Raw genomic sequence first — 13,955 nt, forward strand, 5'->3', positions numbered from 1 at the left:
CCGGGAATCATCCCAGGCCCACGTCCAGGCATAAGATGAAAGGATGCCCGTCGGCATCCTGGAAGCGGCAGGAAAGGGTGCGGCAAAGCATTCCCGACGCCAGGGACAGATAAGGCTCGGTGGCATGGGGGAAATCCCCGCTTTCGGCCAAGCCGTAGAAGTATTCCTTGGAAGAATGATCCGCGCCCTCGGTCGCCGGCAGGAACAGGCGCGAACGGGGCTTGGCCGCCATGGCCGGGGCGAACACCGTGGGCGTTACCTGCAATCCGTCGCAGCTCAAAACGTATAGGCATTCGATGCGGGGCGAACGCAAGGCAAGCCGGGCCAAGGTTTCCTCGAAGCAGGCGAAGCGGGACGAGGCGGTTTCCGAGAGCATTCCCGCCATCAAATCCGTCCGGGCCTGCTTCTCCGCGCGGTTGCGGCCCATACGCTCCTCGGCTCGCTTACGTTGCTTATCCGCCGCCGCGAAGAGATGCGAATCCACCAGCTCGAGCGAGAGTCGATCGGGGGCGGAGGGCCGGCCGAAGAAAAAGCCCTGCACCATATCCGCTCCCAGATCCACGCAAACGGAGACTTCCTCTTCCGTCTCCACGCCTTCGGCGAGGACCAGCGATCCGACCCGCCGGCCAAGGCCGACCAGGGATTTGAAGAGTTCCTGTTTGTGGAAGTCGGTTTCGATGCCTACGATCAGGGACCGATCCAGTTTCAGGATCTCCGGCTTCAACAGGCCGATGCGATCGAGATTGGAGAAGCCCGCGCCCAAATCGTCCAGGGCGATCAGGAATCCCTGCTCGCGGTGGGTTTGCACGAAGCGCACCAGCGCTTCCACGTCCGCGACCTTGGACTCGTTGATCTCGATCACGATTTGGCCGGGGACGAGGCCGCATTCGCTTACCGCGCGCCTCAGCACGCCCGATCCCAGTACCCCCTGATCCAGCACCGACGATTCGAAGTTGAGGAAGAGGAGCGGCGACTGCGGGGCGCCGGCCATGGGGGCAAAGGCCGTCAGGGCCTTGCGACGGCACAACCGATCCAGCGCGACGGTTTCCCCGCGGCGGGAAGCCCAGGCGAAAAGATCGAGAGGGAGGATGGGCCGTCCCGATCCGATTTCCCTCGGCCGCGCGAGACCCTCCACGCCGATGATGGCCTTTTTCTTGAGCGAGATGATGGGCTGGAAATGGATGTCGAGGGAACCTTCGCTTAGCACGGAATCCCATGCCGAATCCGCGCTTTGCGGAGTCCAATCTTGCGCGGGTACGGGCGCGATCAAACGCGCCGGGGCGATGGTGCGGGGCCAGGTTTGCCAAGGCGCCGGGCCGCCGCGTCCGCCGGCCTCTCTTCTTTGCGGCATCGGTTCTCCGAAAAAAATACCGATCAGATTGTAGGATATGGCGCAGGGGCGTGGCCCGCCTGCCGGATAGGGGCCGGTCGGGAATTGTCAAGGAATCGCGAAGAACCCAAGCGGCAGCGAAGCAGCTAAACTGGACCGCGCCGCAATTTTTTTGGTTCTAAGTGGGCTGCGAGGCCGGCAGCCCGCGCGTGCCCGGCGGATTCGCCAGGCCGCCTTTGGCGGCCCGCGGCTTAGATCCCCACCCCAGCTTCACGCCCACGGCCGTCGCCGCCATGAAGGACAGTTCGCCGCCGATGTAGCTGAAGAGCTTGGTGGCCGCTCCGGTGGTGAATCCATAGGAATGCAGTCCCACGTTCAAGAGGTTCACGCCGAACCAGGCCAGGCTCACCACGATCGCGCCGAATACCGCGCCCTGCGCCATGCCGAAGGCGCGGATATAGCCCCACTGCTTGGCATGCAAAAGGATGATGCACCAGATGACGATCAGGAGCGCGCCGTTTTCCTTCGGGTCCCAGCCCCAGAAACGGCCCCAGCTCTGATCGGCCCAGATCCCGCCCAGCACCGTCCCGATGAAGGAGAACAGCAACCCGAAGCATAGGGTCCCGTACACCATCTTGCTGATTTCCTTCAGCCGTTCGGACTTCCCACCGGCTTCGCCGGTGGGACCCAAAACCCCGCGGCCGCCGTCCGCGGGTTCGCCGCGGGACGCTTCATCGCCGCGGATGGTCGCCGGCCATAAGGCCCGGATCAACCAGAGGTGGCCGATGGCACCCGCCAGAAGGCAGGCCGAATAGCCGATGGTCACGCAGACCACGTGGGTGGAGAGCCAGAAATTGCTGTTGAGCACGGCCACCAGCATTTTCATGGTATCGCCCTCGGCCGCGTAGCGATTGGCGATGGATAAGAGAACCACGCCCAGGAGCGAAGCCGACAAGAGGCCGATGGCCCGGCTGGGCTTCTTCCGGTTGATGCGTTCGATGAAAAGGGCCGCCAGGATGGAAACCGCGGCGACGAACGGGAAGGTTTCGAAAAGCGAAGTCACCGGGGGCCGCTTCATGATGAGGATGCGCGCGACGATGCCGGAGATATGCACGGCATAGCCGGCCAGGAAGACCCAGAGCGCGCCTTTGTACATCCACTCCTTGCGGGTCAGGAAATAGGCGAAGCAAGCGATGAGGGCGAACCAATACAGGACCAGGCCCCAATAGAAAGGCTCGCTTTTCTGGTACAGGATTTCCAACGGGAAATGGGTCTCGGAAAGCTGCTCGTATGCCCGGTTCTCCATGGCGCCCACATAGTCGCCGGCGTCCTTGCTAAAGCCCGCCTGATCCCCGGCGCGGTAGGCCGCAGCGGCATCGGCCCAGTAGTCCAACTCTTTGCGGAAGGATTGCAATTCCTCGGGCACGGCCACGATCTCGGCGGGGCTGACCCAGCCCGGCACTCCCGCGGCCGCGGCCATGGCGGGCGGAATGGGGAAGCACCGGAAAGGGGAAGGATGAAGCGTTTGGGAGTTCATGTACATGGCCTGGGACAAGGCTACGATCTCCCGTTCCATGGGGGTGCGTTGGGCTTCGCCGCGGTTTCCGATGCCCTCCAGGACCTTGGCGATGGGCTGCGCGTCCATCATGAGATCCCAGAACGAGTAGCGCGGTTGCCCGGGCTTGAGTTGCAACAGGGCGCGGGTTTCCGCCAACTGCACCTCGTAAGCGGCGTTCGGCAATGCGAAGGAAAAGGTGCGGGAGAGGTTCACGAATTCCACCAGGTTGCCGAATACGCGCAGCACTTCCTTCTGCACCAGATTCCGCTTCTCATCCTGCAAGGCGTTCGCTTTGTCGGCCAGCTCCTGGAGCTTCGGCAGCGATTTCTCCAATTGGGAGAACGAATAGCGGCGGCTTTTCTCGGGGGCCACTCCCAGGGCTTCGGCCACTTCGGGATTGTTGATCAGGAAGATGCGCAGATCGCCCACCGTTTCCGGCGCGAAAAGGATCTTGGCCATCACCTGCATGGCGGAAAGGTTTTGATAGCTGGTACGCCCCGAGAATTGCAACAGCATGTGCCGCGCGTAGGTGATCATGGGCTTGAGGCGGCCCTCGTGCAGCACGGGCACGGCTTCTAACGCCTTCACGTCATGGACGGGGACGATCGGTACCGGGCCCGGTTTCGGCAGCAAGGATCCCATGCCGGCATGCGCGTGCGGATCCGCGCCGGTTTCCGGGCCCCCGGTCTCCGGGCCGACCTCGGGATGCCCGTCGGGTAGGGAACCGTCCGTAGCCGTCGGCCCGTTGGCGGGCGCGACCGCGCCCCCGGCCTTATGGGACTCTTCGAAAAGCGAGTCGAACTTCTGATCCATGGCGGCGGGGGCCGGATTGGCGCTTTGCGATTGCGCGCGGGCGAAGGGCGCGGCCAGTGCGAGCAGGATCCACAGGCTGTTGGCGATGCGAGTCATACGGCGGCCTCCCTGCGCACGAACGGGATCAGGCGGATGAGGAAATGCAGCAGCAGCCCCGCGAAAACGGTGATGCTGGAAACATAAGGGAGCACGCGGCCGGGATTGGTCACCACCGCGAAGGTTGACTTATTGGCCTGCCCTTCCGCCTGCGCATAGGATGCCTGGAAGAAGGTAAAGCCGTAGGTACGCAGGGGATTGTTCATCCACACCTTCACCGGGCGGCTGGAGCCGTTTTCGGTCAGGTCGGCGTAGCTCTCGAAGCTGCTGGGGATGTCGGTGCCGGGGTGCAGGTTTTTCACGAATCGATTCAGCTTCAGGCTGAAGGGGAGGGGATAATGCTTCAAGCGCAATTGCGCGAAGACCTTTTTGCCTGCCAGGGTGAGGGAGAGAGGCCTGGGCTCCTGCGCGTAGAGCAACACCTCGCGATCCGGTTGGCCCGGCTCGCTCAAGGTGAAGATGACCCCGGGCGCGTTCTGGGTCACCTCTTTCTCCGGCTTGCGCTGCTCCAAGAGCCCGATGCCCGAGCCGTTCAGGTAATGCGGCCCATTGGTGGCCTGGGTGGTGAAGGCGTCGGAGTTCTGGTAATAGGCGTGGACGGTGATGCGTGCCCCATAGGGTAAGATGTCCAACTGCCGGCCCGGTTGCAGCGCATCCGAGCCCCAGGCGAAAACGCTATTGGTGTCTCCCCGGCTTTCCCAGAAGGCCAATTCGAATTCATGGTAGGCCGTGGTGAAATGCCCGGTTTCCCCTTCCGCCAAGGTGAGTTGGGATTCCACCGCCAGCATCTGGGTGATGAATCCGCCCACGAGCAAAGCCATGATCCCGAGATGGACGATCCACAGGCCGATGCGGTTGAGGCGCCAGGTCAGCTGCACCGTCATCATCACGGCGAGTTGGATGGAGAGGATCCAGATGACCAGGCTCGCTCCCGGCAGCGGAAAGAACCCGCCGACCAGCACGATGCCGTATCCGAAGAAGCGCTTCTGCGCTTCGAACAAGCCATGATCGGCCTGGTACAAGGTGCCGAAGAAGATCAGCGCGAAAAGGATCAAGAGGCAAATCAAGGTGATGGCGGGATGCAACACGGCCTTGACGAGGCCGCTACGTGCGGCCGTCCGCCGCCAGGAACGCGCTTCCGTCATGCCTTAGTACCTGCGATGCGCAACGACTTGCAGAAGGCGGCGACTTGGGGCTTTTGCTTTTTCACCTGGGCGAAATCGCCCATGGCCTTCACGAACACGGTATACTCCTCGGTCTGCACGATGGCCCCGTAGATGGTTTTGGATTGCGTCATATCCCCCGAAAGCATCCCGGTCAGATCGATGAGCATGCCTTCCTGCCCGGTGGCGGTCTTGAAGCGGGGCGCCTTTTTGATGATTCCCTCCATCTCTTCGGGGGAAGCCTTGAGGCCCACTTGGCCCATCCAGCGGCGGATATTGGCTTCCAGGCCTCCCGCGGTTCCCCCGAGTTGCACCACGGAAACGTCCACGGCATTCGGATCGATTTCGCCGGAGTTGGCCAGATTCGGATCCATGGCGGCGAAGCTGCCGACGCGCATGGCATTGGCGGAATCCTTGGGCACCCAGCCCTTGGGTAACGTCCAGGTTACCTTGATGTCCGCCGGCGGGGCCGCCATCGCGGGCATCCCCGCTCCTCCCGGCATGCCCATGCCGCCCATGGGGCCGGCGGCCGCGATGGGTTTGAAAGCCACTTCGGAGTAGACGCGGGGCTTTTCCTCCTCGCACCCCGACAGCAGCGATAGGGCCAGCGCGACGACGGCTCCGTTGCAGGTGGATTTCAGGCTGAAAATGCGGTTTTCAAGGAAAAAAGACGGTCTCGACATCGGGGTTAATCTAGAAAATGAGCCTTCTCCGCATTTCCGCGCGTAGCCTGGCCGCCACCCGTCGCGGGGCCGCCGTGCTTTGGGGCCGAATGCCCCGTTTCCGCTCGGCTGGGCTTTCCGGACGGGGATTTCAGGAATCCAACCGTTGTGGATAGATCAGGGGTAAAAACTTTTTTTCCGCTCCCTTGCGGAGATCGAATCCACATATGCCGCAACGCGTTCATCCTGCTTTATATGTGGATAGTGTTGAAAAGAAAACGCGATTCCGGCCTTCCCGTTTTGGCTATCCTTATCCCTCTAAAACGCCCTCTTTATCCCCGCTCCGGACCGCTTTCGGCTAAGTCCTTGTTTCTTCTTTAAATAGCTTCGATCCACAACATATTGTGGGGGGTGCGGAAAAAATCCCCATGATCTAGTTGCAAAGGTATTTTCAAAACACTACACTTCATCAGCAAGTCGACGCTAAATGCAGAACTCCCCAACGAACCGCCCAGCATGGGGGTCGATCCGCCAAGCGGCTGGAAGCGCTCCCCCGGAGGGGCGGCCCCGAAGCGGGCGAAGAGCGCCAAGAGCGCGAGCAGCGTGCTGGTGAAGAAGGTACGGCGGATGCGGGGAGAGTATCTGGCGACGAGGGGCTGAACGGGACAACCGGAGGATCGCTATCCGGGTTCAATGCAGGAACAAGAGGAGAATGATTCAATGAGCATGACGCTGGTGGACAAGGAGTCCGTGCGTACGATTGATGCGGTGGGAACGGTAGTCGCGGGCCTCGACCCGGCCAAGTACCAGGTAGAGCGCCGCAATGGCACCGTGGTGAGTTTCAAGGGCGATAAGATCGTTAACGCCATCACCAAGGCGTTCCTGGCCCAGGAAGGCCTGGAGCGGGCCACCGCGCGCATTTCGGAAGAGGTCCAACGCATCGCCGACCTGGTCTTCGCGGCCCTCTCCAAGCGCCGGCCCAACGGCGGCACGTGGCATATCGAGGACATCCAGGACCAGGTGGAACTGGCCCTGATGCGCGTGGGCCGGCCCGAGGTGGCCAAGCGTTACGTGCTGTACCGCGAAGAGCGCGCCCGCCTCCGCGAAGCCGCCAAGTCCGGCGCAACGGCGGCCCCGGCACAGTCGCCGGCCATCGAATACACGGTGACCGACGCCCAAGGCAGGGTGAAGCCCTTGAACCGCGCCCGCGTGGAAACGGTCATCCGCGAAGCCGTGACCGGCTACGAGGCCGTCGTCCCCTTCGAACGCATCCTCAAGGAGGCCCTGGCCAATCTCTTCCCCGGCATCCCCGAGAAAGACGTGTCCAAGGCCATGGTCATGGTGGCCTGTTCCCATATCGAAGAAGACCCCGCCTGGAGCTACGTCACCGCCCGCATCCTCATGGACGATATCCGGGACGAAGTGCTCGGCGAGCGCCTCACCCAGGCCCAGATGACCCCGCGCTACGTGACCTATTTCGGCGAATACGTGCAATTGGCGGTGGACGCGCAGCTTCTGGACAAGCGCCTGCTGGAGTTCGACCTCGATCGCATGGGCAAGGCCCTCAAGCCCGAGCGCGATCTCAACATCACCTACCTCGGCCTCAAGACCCTGGTCGATCGCTACTTCGTGCATACCCCGGACGGCCGTACCATCGAGCTCTTACAGGCCTTCTGGATGCGCGTCGCCATGGGCCTGGCCCTCAACGAGGTGGACCGCGAGACCCGCGCCATCGAGTTCTACGAGGTGCTGTCCAGCTTCCGATTCACCAGCTCCACTCCCACCCTGTTCAATTCCGGCACTTTGCATTCGCAGATGTCCTCCTGCTATCTCACCACCGTCCCGGACGATCTGAACGGCATCTTCGGCGCCATCCGCGACGACGCCATGCTGTCCAAGTTCGCCGGCGGCCTCGGCAACGACTGGTCCAACGTGCGCGGCCTGGGCTCCCATATCAAGGGCACCAACGGCAAGAGCCAGGGCGTGATCCCCTTCCTCAAGGTGGCCAACGACACTGCCGTGGCGGTGAACCAGGGCGGACGCCGCAAGGGCGCCATGTGCGCCTACCTGGAAACCTGGCATATGGACATCGAGGAATTCCTCGACCTGCGCAAGAACACCGGCGACGATCGCCGCCGCACCCATGATATGAACACGGCCAACTGGATCCCGGATCTGTTCATGAAGCGCGTGATGACGGACGGGGAGTGGACCCTGTTCAGCCCCAACGAGGTCCCAGACCTGCACGATCTGTACGGCCAGGCCTTCGAGAAGCGCTACAAGCATTACGAAGAAGAGGTCCGCCAGGGCCGCATCAAGACCTTCAAGAAGATGAGCGCTACGGCCTTGTGGCGGAAGATGCTCACCATGGTCTTCGAAACCGGCCATCCCTGGATGACCTTCAAGGATCCCTCCAACGTCCGTTCGCCCCAGCGGCATGCGGGCGTGGTGCATAGCTCCAACCTCTGCACCGAGATCCTGCTCAACACCAGCGAGGCCGAAATCGCGGTCTGCAACCTGGGCTCGCTGAACATGGTGGCGCATATCCGGAACGGCAAGCTCGACGACCAGCTGATGGGGGAGACCGTCGCCATCGCCATGCGCATGCTCGACAACGTCATCGACCTGAATTATTACCCCGTGGTACAGGCCCGTAACTCCAACCTGCGCCATCGTCCGGTGGGACTGGGGCTGATGGGCTTCCAGGACGCCCTCTACGAGCTGGGCATCGCCTACTCATCGGACGCGGCCGTGGAGTTCGCGGACTACTCCATGGAGGTCATCTCCTATCATGCCATCCTGTCCAGCTCCAAGCTGGCCAAGGAACGCGGGACCTATCCCAGCTACCAGGGCTCGTCCTGGTCCAAGGGCCTGCTTCCCATCGACACCATCGAGATCATGGCCGCCGAACGCGGCGAGCCGGTCTTGATGGATACCAAGTGCAACCTGGACTGGGCGCCGGTGCGCGAGCATATCAAGCTGTGGGGCATGCGCAATTCCAATACCATGGCCATCGCTCCCACCGCCACCATCTCGAACATCATCGGGGTCTCGCAGTCCATCGAGCCTACCTACAAGAACCTGTACGTGAAGAGCAACCTGTCGGGCGAGTTCACCATCATCAACAACTACCTGGTCGAGCGCCTCAAGAAGCTGGGCCTGTGGGACAAGGCCATGGTGGACGATCTGAAGTACTTCGACGGCGAACTGGCCGAGATCAAGCGCATCCCCGAGGCGGAGAAGAGGATTTTCCTGACCTCGTTCGATATCGAGCCCAAGTGGATGATCGCCTGCGCCATGAAGCGCCAGAAGTGGATCGACATGGGCCAGAGCCTGAACCTATACATGGCCCAGCCTTCGGGCAAGAAGCTGGACGCCATGTACAAGCTGGCCTGGCAGGCCGGCCTCAAGACCACGTATTACCTGCGGTCCCTGGGCGCCACCAACGCGGAGAAATCCACCCTGGACAAGACCCGCGGTGTGAACGCGGTATCGGCGGGGGACGTGCTGGCGGGCCCGGTCAACGGCCTGGACGGCAAGTCCAAGGAGGCGGCTTTCGCGAATGCGGCCATCAAGCCCAGCATCGTGAAGGACCCGATGGATTCGGCCGCCGCCGCCGCGGCGTTGTCCGCTCTCAAGGGTACGAACGGGAGCGCCCATGCATCCGCGGCCTCGGCGCTCGACCGCGCCGCCGCTTCGGCGCGGGAATTGGCTGAAGCGGAAACCGATCGGAGCGATCGGGCCAAAGAGGCGGCCAAGGCCGCCTGTTCCATCATCAACGGCGAGGAGTGCGAAGCATGCCAATGAATTGGGATGACGAAGACGATAAGAGCGGAACCCCCAGCGTATTCGGCGGAGCGGCGGTCGCACCCGCCGCGCCTCCCGCGGAGCTGAAGCCCAGTTCGATCTTGGCGGAAACGGTAATGACTCCGCGCTCGCCGGCCGTTCAGCGCATGGTGGCGGAAGCCGCCGCGACCCGGACGGTCGCTCCCGCCCAGGGCCTGCGCCCGAATGCCCCGCCCGTCCTGGATGCCGCCGCGGAGGCCATGGCCGCCGCCGCCGCATCCCTCAACGGCACCGCCAAGCTGGTCTCCCTGTTGGGCGAATCCGTCTCCCGCGTGAAGGTTGACGAGAAGCGCATCATCAATTGCCGCGCCGACCTCAACCAATTGGTGCCCATCAAGTACCAATGGGCCTGGCAGAAATACCTGGACGCCTGCGCCAACCATTGGATGCCGCAGGAGATCAACATGTCCCGGGATATCGAGCTCTGGAAGAGCAACGAGCTCACCGAGGACGAGCGCCGCATCGTGAAGCGCAACATGGGCTTTTTCTCGACTGCGGATTCGCTGGTGGCCAACAACATCGTGCTGGCGGCCTACAAGCACATCACCAATCCGGAATGCCGCCAATACATGCTGCGCCAGTCCTTCGAAGAGGCCTTGCACACCCATGCTTATCAGTACATCATCGAGTCCCTCGGCCTGGACGAGGCCGAAATCTTCAACATGTACCATGAGATCAATACCATCCACGGCAAGGATGCCTTCGAGATCGCGCTCACCCGCGAAATGCTGAAGCCGGATTTCGAGACGGAAAGCTTCAAGGGGGCCCAGACCTTCCTGGAGAACCTGATCGGCTACTACGTGATCATGGAAGGCATCTTCTTCTACAGTGGCTTCGTGATGATGCTGAGCTTCCAGCGCCAGAACCGGCTTCCCGGATCCGGCGAGCAGTTCCAGTACATCCTCCGCGACGAAACCATGCACATGAACTTCGGCATCGACGTGATCAACCAGATCAAGATCGAGAACCCGGACTTGTGGACCCCGGCCGTGAAGGAGAAATCCACCGAGCTCATCCGCAAGGCGGTGGAATTGGAAATCGCCTACGCCAAAGACACCATGCCGCGCGGCATCCTGGGGCTGAACGCCGCCATGTTCGAGGACTACGTCCAATACGTGGCGGACCGCCGCCTGGAGAAGATCGGACTGCCCAAGGTGTACGGCGCCAGCAATCCTTTCCCCTGGATGTCGGAAATCCTGGACCTCAAGAAGGAGAAGAACTTCTTCGAGACCCGGGTGACCGAATACCAGACGGGCGGGGCGCTGAGCTGGGAGTAGGCGACGACCGCCCCCAAGCGGTAGGACGCCGGCCCGGGGCCGCAACCCCCCGCCAGAGCGGCGGGATTTCGAATCGGAACCGAAGGGGCTCGCGCAAGCGGGCCCTTTCGCTATGCGCGAAGGAAGGGAAGGGAAGCATGGGAGAAGATGAGAAGGCAGGCACGCGCCCCGCAATCGACGCGGCTACGTTGAAGCAATGGATCCGGGAAGGCCGGAAGTTCCGTCTGATCGATATCCGCAGCCCGGAACAGCATGCCGCGGGCCATATCCCCGGCGCGCAGAACGAATTCATCAATGCGGCGCTGAAGCAGGGCGACGAGAAGGCCGTGGACCGGATCGAAACCGGGGATGGGATTCCCATCGTGACCGTCTGCAACCAAGGCGGCTCATGCCGCATCGCATCGGACCTGCTCCGGAAAAAGGGCGTGGAAGCCTATGCCCTGGAAGGGGGTATGAAGGCTTGGCTTACGGCCGGAAACCCGGCGGAGACCGCTTCTAAGACAGGGCCGGAGTGAGCCATACGGGCCGCATTCCGGTGTTGAAGATTCTGCATTCGAAAAGAGCGGCGGAGGGCTTACGGAATCCCATACATTGATTTTGATTTCCTCGTTATTGCTTCTATTCGGCTGCAAAGAGGGATCTCAAAAAAGCGCCGTAGCGGAAAAAGACATCCCCGAAAATAGGATCTGCTACGTCTACCCCGGTTATTCCCCGTGCTCTGTTTTGCATTATGAGCTTTCATTTCCGGAATTAGTCGGATATTTGAAAATCGATGAGAGGCAAGTCAACGCGAACATCATGAAAAGGATGTTAGACAAACTCGGGAATAAGAGTCTGGCGTCGAAAGGGCTGGAGATTCCCTGCGAAAAGATGGATGAGCCGGGATTTGCGCCGCCCTTTTTGAATAAAAATTGTTCAACAACCAGTTATTCAATCAACGGGATTAATAGCAATGTCGATGAGGAGACGGACTCATCCATCGTTTTCGCGATCGAATACTTCGAAGAACAGCCGAACAATCTCAGAACCGACAATCGGTACTCGATGACCATCAGGAAAAGCGATGGGTCCATCGACATTCGAAAAGCCGCCTTGCCCTGATATCTGCTGAACGGTCTTGGGCGGCCTCATTTTATCGGACTAATTCCTTTTCCCCGCTTCCCCCCAGCCCGCCACGGTCTTATCGATCATCGTCACCGCGTAGGCATCGGCCGGATCCTTCGCCGCCGCTTCCCGCGCCTGCTTCGCGTACTTCTTGGCTTCATCCAACTTTTTATCCGTAGCCAGCATCTCGGCCTTGGCCCAAAGGTTGTTGTAGACCGGCTTGATCTTGATGGACTTGTCGATCCACTCCATGGCCTGCTTGCGGTCGATGCCGTAGGTCCAGTAGAACTTGGCCGCATTCATGTAAGCGGCTTGATCGTCCGGCTTGGCCTTGGGCAGGCCTTCCTTGATCTTGGCTATGCCCGTTTGCAGGAACTCCACGCGGATATTGATGGGGGCTTTCAGTTTCTCCCAATGCGCGACCAAAGTGGCCCCGCTGTCCGAAAGATTTTCGAAGCTGTACTCCAGCCGTTCAAGATGCTCCGCGGCTTGATGCGGCACGGTAATGCGCAGGGCATCGTCCTTAGCATCGTAGGTAAAGGCGCCCCAGGTCTTGTAGGTTTTGCTGAAGATGAAGGTCCAATCTTTCTCCGTAGGCAAGATGAAAAGGCCGTATTTACCCTTGGGCAGGAGCTGGCCGTTGAGTCGCGCATCCGTCGACAATTCCAGGACGGTGGCTTCGTTCGCCCCGGCCCGCCAGACCTTGCCATAAGGCACCAGGCCTCCCCAGATGACGCGGCCGTTCACGGCGGGACGGCTGTAGGTGACCGTGGCGGTGGTGTAGCCGAAGGTCTGGCTAACCGATGCCATGGGGCTCACGCGGGGTATATCCACCGCGGGTTGCGCCCACGTCATGCACGCCGCGAGCGCGAACGCAGCGCCGGCTTTCGCGGAAGAACGGGACAGAGCACGGGTTTTCAACTGCATATGCGCCTCTGGGTGGGTGTGTGCGACATGGGTGGTATGGCCTTCCATGCAAGTACGGGATGCCGTTCCGGAACGTCCTTTAGATAGGTATTTTCGAAGGGATGGCGGAAGCTCCGGTGACGCGCGCATTGTATACCGTTGGGCACTCGAATCAGCCCTTGGAATCCTTCCTCGGTCTGCTCAAAGCCCATGGCATCCGCTTCCTCGCGGATATCCGCCGCTATCCGGGATCCCGTCGTTGGCCCTGGTTCGGACGCGATGCCTTGCCGGCGTCCTTGGCCGAGAACGGCATCGCCTACCGACATTTCCCTTCCCTGGGAGGCCGGCGCAGTCCGGAGCCGGGATCGCCCAACGGGGCTTGGAGGGTGCCGCAGTTCCAGGCCTATGCGGATTACATGGCGACGCCGGAATTCCGGGCCGGTCTGGATGAACTCCTCGCCTTGCTTCCCGAAGGCCCGTTGACCGTGCTCTGCGCGGAGGCATTACCGTGGCGTTGCCATCGGAACTTGCTTTCGGACGCGGTCCTGGTCAGGGGGATACCGGTATTCCATATCATGAGCGGAGGGAAGCTAAAGCCCCACGCCTTGCCCGATTTCGCGAAGGTGGAGAACGGAGGGGAGCAGCCCCGATTGACCTATCCGCCGCAGGAAGAAGCCCAGTCGAAGTTGCTTTGAGCCTAAGGGGATAGTTACTTTTACCGGCCACACCCGGTCGTCCGGGGTTACGCCCGGTCATGCGGGCAGGGAGGCAACATGGCGGCAGTCAACGCGTACATCAACTTCGACGGCAATTGCGACAAGGCTTTCGACTTCTACAAGTCCGTTTTCGGCGGCGATTTCCAGGCCCGCATGACGTTCGGCGAGGCGCCCGGCATGGACGTGCCGCCCGCCCAGAAGAACAAGCTCATGCACGTGGCCCTGCCCATCGGCAAGAACACCCTCCTCATGGGCAGCGACTGGTCCGCGCAGTTCGGCCCCATGGTGCGCGGCAATTCCTTCTCCCTCTCGGTGAATGCCGATACCCAGTCCGAGGCCGACAAGGTGTTCAAGGCCCTGTCCGATGGCGGTAAGGTGACCATGCCCATCGGCGTGGCCTTCTGGGGCGCTTACTTCGGCATGTGCACCGACAAGTTCGGCATCAATTGGATGGTGAATCACGAAATGAAAAAGGCCTGAGACG

General features: G+C 61.4%; 11 protein-coding genes. 6 read left to right on the forward strand and 5 right to left on the reverse strand.

Going from position 1 to position 13,955, the window contains the following annotated elements:
• Nucleotides 1-7: 7 nt before the first annotated feature.
• The 4 genes from JF616_17605 to JF616_17620 form a co-directional block, all read right to left on the reverse strand.
• Nucleotides 8-1,351, reverse strand: coding sequence for an EAL domain-containing protein (locus tag JF616_17605; protein MBW8889575.1), 1,344 nt, complete (start codon nucleotides 1,349-1,351; stop codon nucleotides 8-10).
• A 157-nt stretch (nucleotides 1,352-1,508) separates the two neighbouring features.
• Complete coding sequence (ccsA, locus tag JF616_17610; GenBank protein ID MBW8889576.1) at nucleotides 1,509-3,797, reverse strand: cytochrome c biogenesis protein CcsA; 2,289 nt, start codon at nucleotides 3,795-3,797, stop codon at nucleotides 1,509-1,511.
• Nucleotides 3,794-4,942, reverse strand: coding sequence for a cytochrome c biogenesis protein ResB (locus tag JF616_17615; GenBank protein ID MBW8889577.1), 1,149 nt, complete (start codon nucleotides 4,940-4,942; stop codon nucleotides 3,794-3,796). The genes ccsA and JF616_17615 overlap by 4 nt, the downstream gene beginning before the upstream one ends.
• Entirely contained in the window at nucleotides 4,939-5,643 is a 705-nt protein-coding gene (locus JF616_17620; GenBank protein ID MBW8889578.1) for a hypothetical protein, read from the reverse strand. Before JF616_17620 ends, JF616_17615 begins: the two co-directional genes overlap by 4 nt.
• A gap of 699 nt (nucleotides 5,644-6,342) precedes the next feature.
• On the opposite strand from JF616_17620, the gene JF616_17625 reads away from it, so the two are divergent.
• From JF616_17625 to JF616_17640, 4 genes are all read left to right on the forward strand, one after another.
• Nucleotides 6,343-9,429 (forward strand): ribonucleoside-diphosphate reductase subunit alpha, encoded by a 3,087-nt coding sequence (locus tag JF616_17625; protein MBW8889579.1) that lies wholly within the window; start codon nucleotides 6,343-6,345, stop codon nucleotides 9,427-9,429.
• Entirely contained in the window at nucleotides 9,420-10,745 is a 1,326-nt protein-coding gene (locus JF616_17630) for a ribonucleotide-diphosphate reductase subunit beta (protein ID MBW8889580.1), read from the forward strand. The genes JF616_17625 and JF616_17630 overlap by 10 nt, the downstream gene beginning before the upstream one ends.
• Nucleotides 10,746-10,882: 137 nt before the next feature.
• A complete protein-coding gene (locus JF616_17635; GenBank protein MBW8889581.1) occupies nucleotides 10,883-11,260 on the forward strand; it encodes a rhodanese-like domain-containing protein in 378 nt (125 codons plus the stop codon).
• Between the two features lie 76 nt (nucleotides 11,261-11,336).
• Entirely contained in the window at nucleotides 11,337-11,846 is a 510-nt protein-coding gene (locus tag JF616_17640) for a hypothetical protein (protein ID MBW8889582.1), read from the forward strand.
• 39 nt (nucleotides 11,847-11,885) lie between these two features.
• Here JF616_17640 and JF616_17645 read toward each other — a convergent pair whose 3' ends face one another.
• A complete protein-coding gene (locus tag JF616_17645) occupies nucleotides 11,886-12,776 on the reverse strand; it encodes a DUF2911 domain-containing protein (GenBank protein MBW8889583.1) in 891 nt (296 codons plus the stop codon).
• 101 nt (nucleotides 12,777-12,877) lie between these two features.
• Between JF616_17645 and JF616_17650 the strand changes: the two genes are divergently transcribed.
• Together JF616_17650 and JF616_17655 are read left to right on the forward strand one after the other, a co-directional pair.
• Nucleotides 12,878-13,450: a DUF488 domain-containing protein gene (locus JF616_17650; protein ID MBW8889584.1), complete on the forward strand. Its 573-nt coding sequence runs from the start codon at nucleotides 12,878-12,880 to the stop codon at nucleotides 13,448-13,450.
• 78 nt (nucleotides 13,451-13,528) lie between these two features.
• The gene (locus JF616_17655; GenBank protein MBW8889585.1) at nucleotides 13,529-13,951 is read left to right on the forward strand and encodes a VOC family protein; all 423 of its coding nucleotides are present in this window, start codon (nucleotides 13,529-13,531) and stop codon (nucleotides 13,949-13,951) included.
• Nucleotides 13,952-13,955: the final 4 nt, after the last annotated feature.

It is taken from the genome of Fibrobacterota bacterium (assembly GCA_019509785.1).
Taxonomy (GTDB): domain Bacteria; phylum Fibrobacterota; class Fibrobacteria; order UBA11236; family UBA11236; genus Chersky-265.

Excerpts from the sequence above, each read along its gene's own strand:
- JF616_17605 (MBW8889575.1), bottom strand. The coding sequence starts at position 1,351 with ATGCCGCAAAGAAGAGAGGCCGGCGGACGCGGCGGCCCGGCGCCTTGG.
- ccsA (MBW8889576.1), bottom strand. The coding sequence starts at position 3,797 with ATGACTCGCATCGCCAACAGCCTGTGGATCCTGCTCGCACTGGCCGCG.
- JF616_17615 (MBW8889577.1), bottom strand. The coding sequence starts at position 4,942 with ATGACGGAAGCGCGTTCCTGGCGGCGGACGGCCGCACGTAGCGGCCTC.
- JF616_17620 (MBW8889578.1), bottom strand. The coding sequence starts at position 5,643 with ATGTCGAGACCGTCTTTTTTCCTTGAAAACCGCATTTTCAGCCTGAAA.
- JF616_17625 (MBW8889579.1), top strand. The coding sequence starts at position 6,343 with ATGAGCATGACGCTGGTGGACAAGGAGTCCGTGCGTACGATTGATGCG.
- JF616_17630 (MBW8889580.1), top strand. The coding sequence starts at position 9,420 with ATGCCAATGAATTGGGATGACGAAGACGATAAGAGCGGAACCCCCAGC.
- JF616_17635 (MBW8889581.1), top strand. The coding sequence starts at position 10,883 with ATGGGAGAAGATGAGAAGGCAGGCACGCGCCCCGCAATCGACGCGGCT.
- JF616_17645 (MBW8889583.1), bottom strand. The coding sequence starts at position 12,776 with ATGCAGTTGAAAACCCGTGCTCTGTCCCGTTCTTCCGCGAAAGCCGGC.
- JF616_17650 (MBW8889584.1), top strand. The coding sequence starts at position 12,878 with ATGGCGGAAGCTCCGGTGACGCGCGCATTGTATACCGTTGGGCACTCG.
- JF616_17655 (MBW8889585.1), top strand. The coding sequence starts at position 13,529 with ATGGCGGCAGTCAACGCGTACATCAACTTCGACGGCAATTGCGACAAG.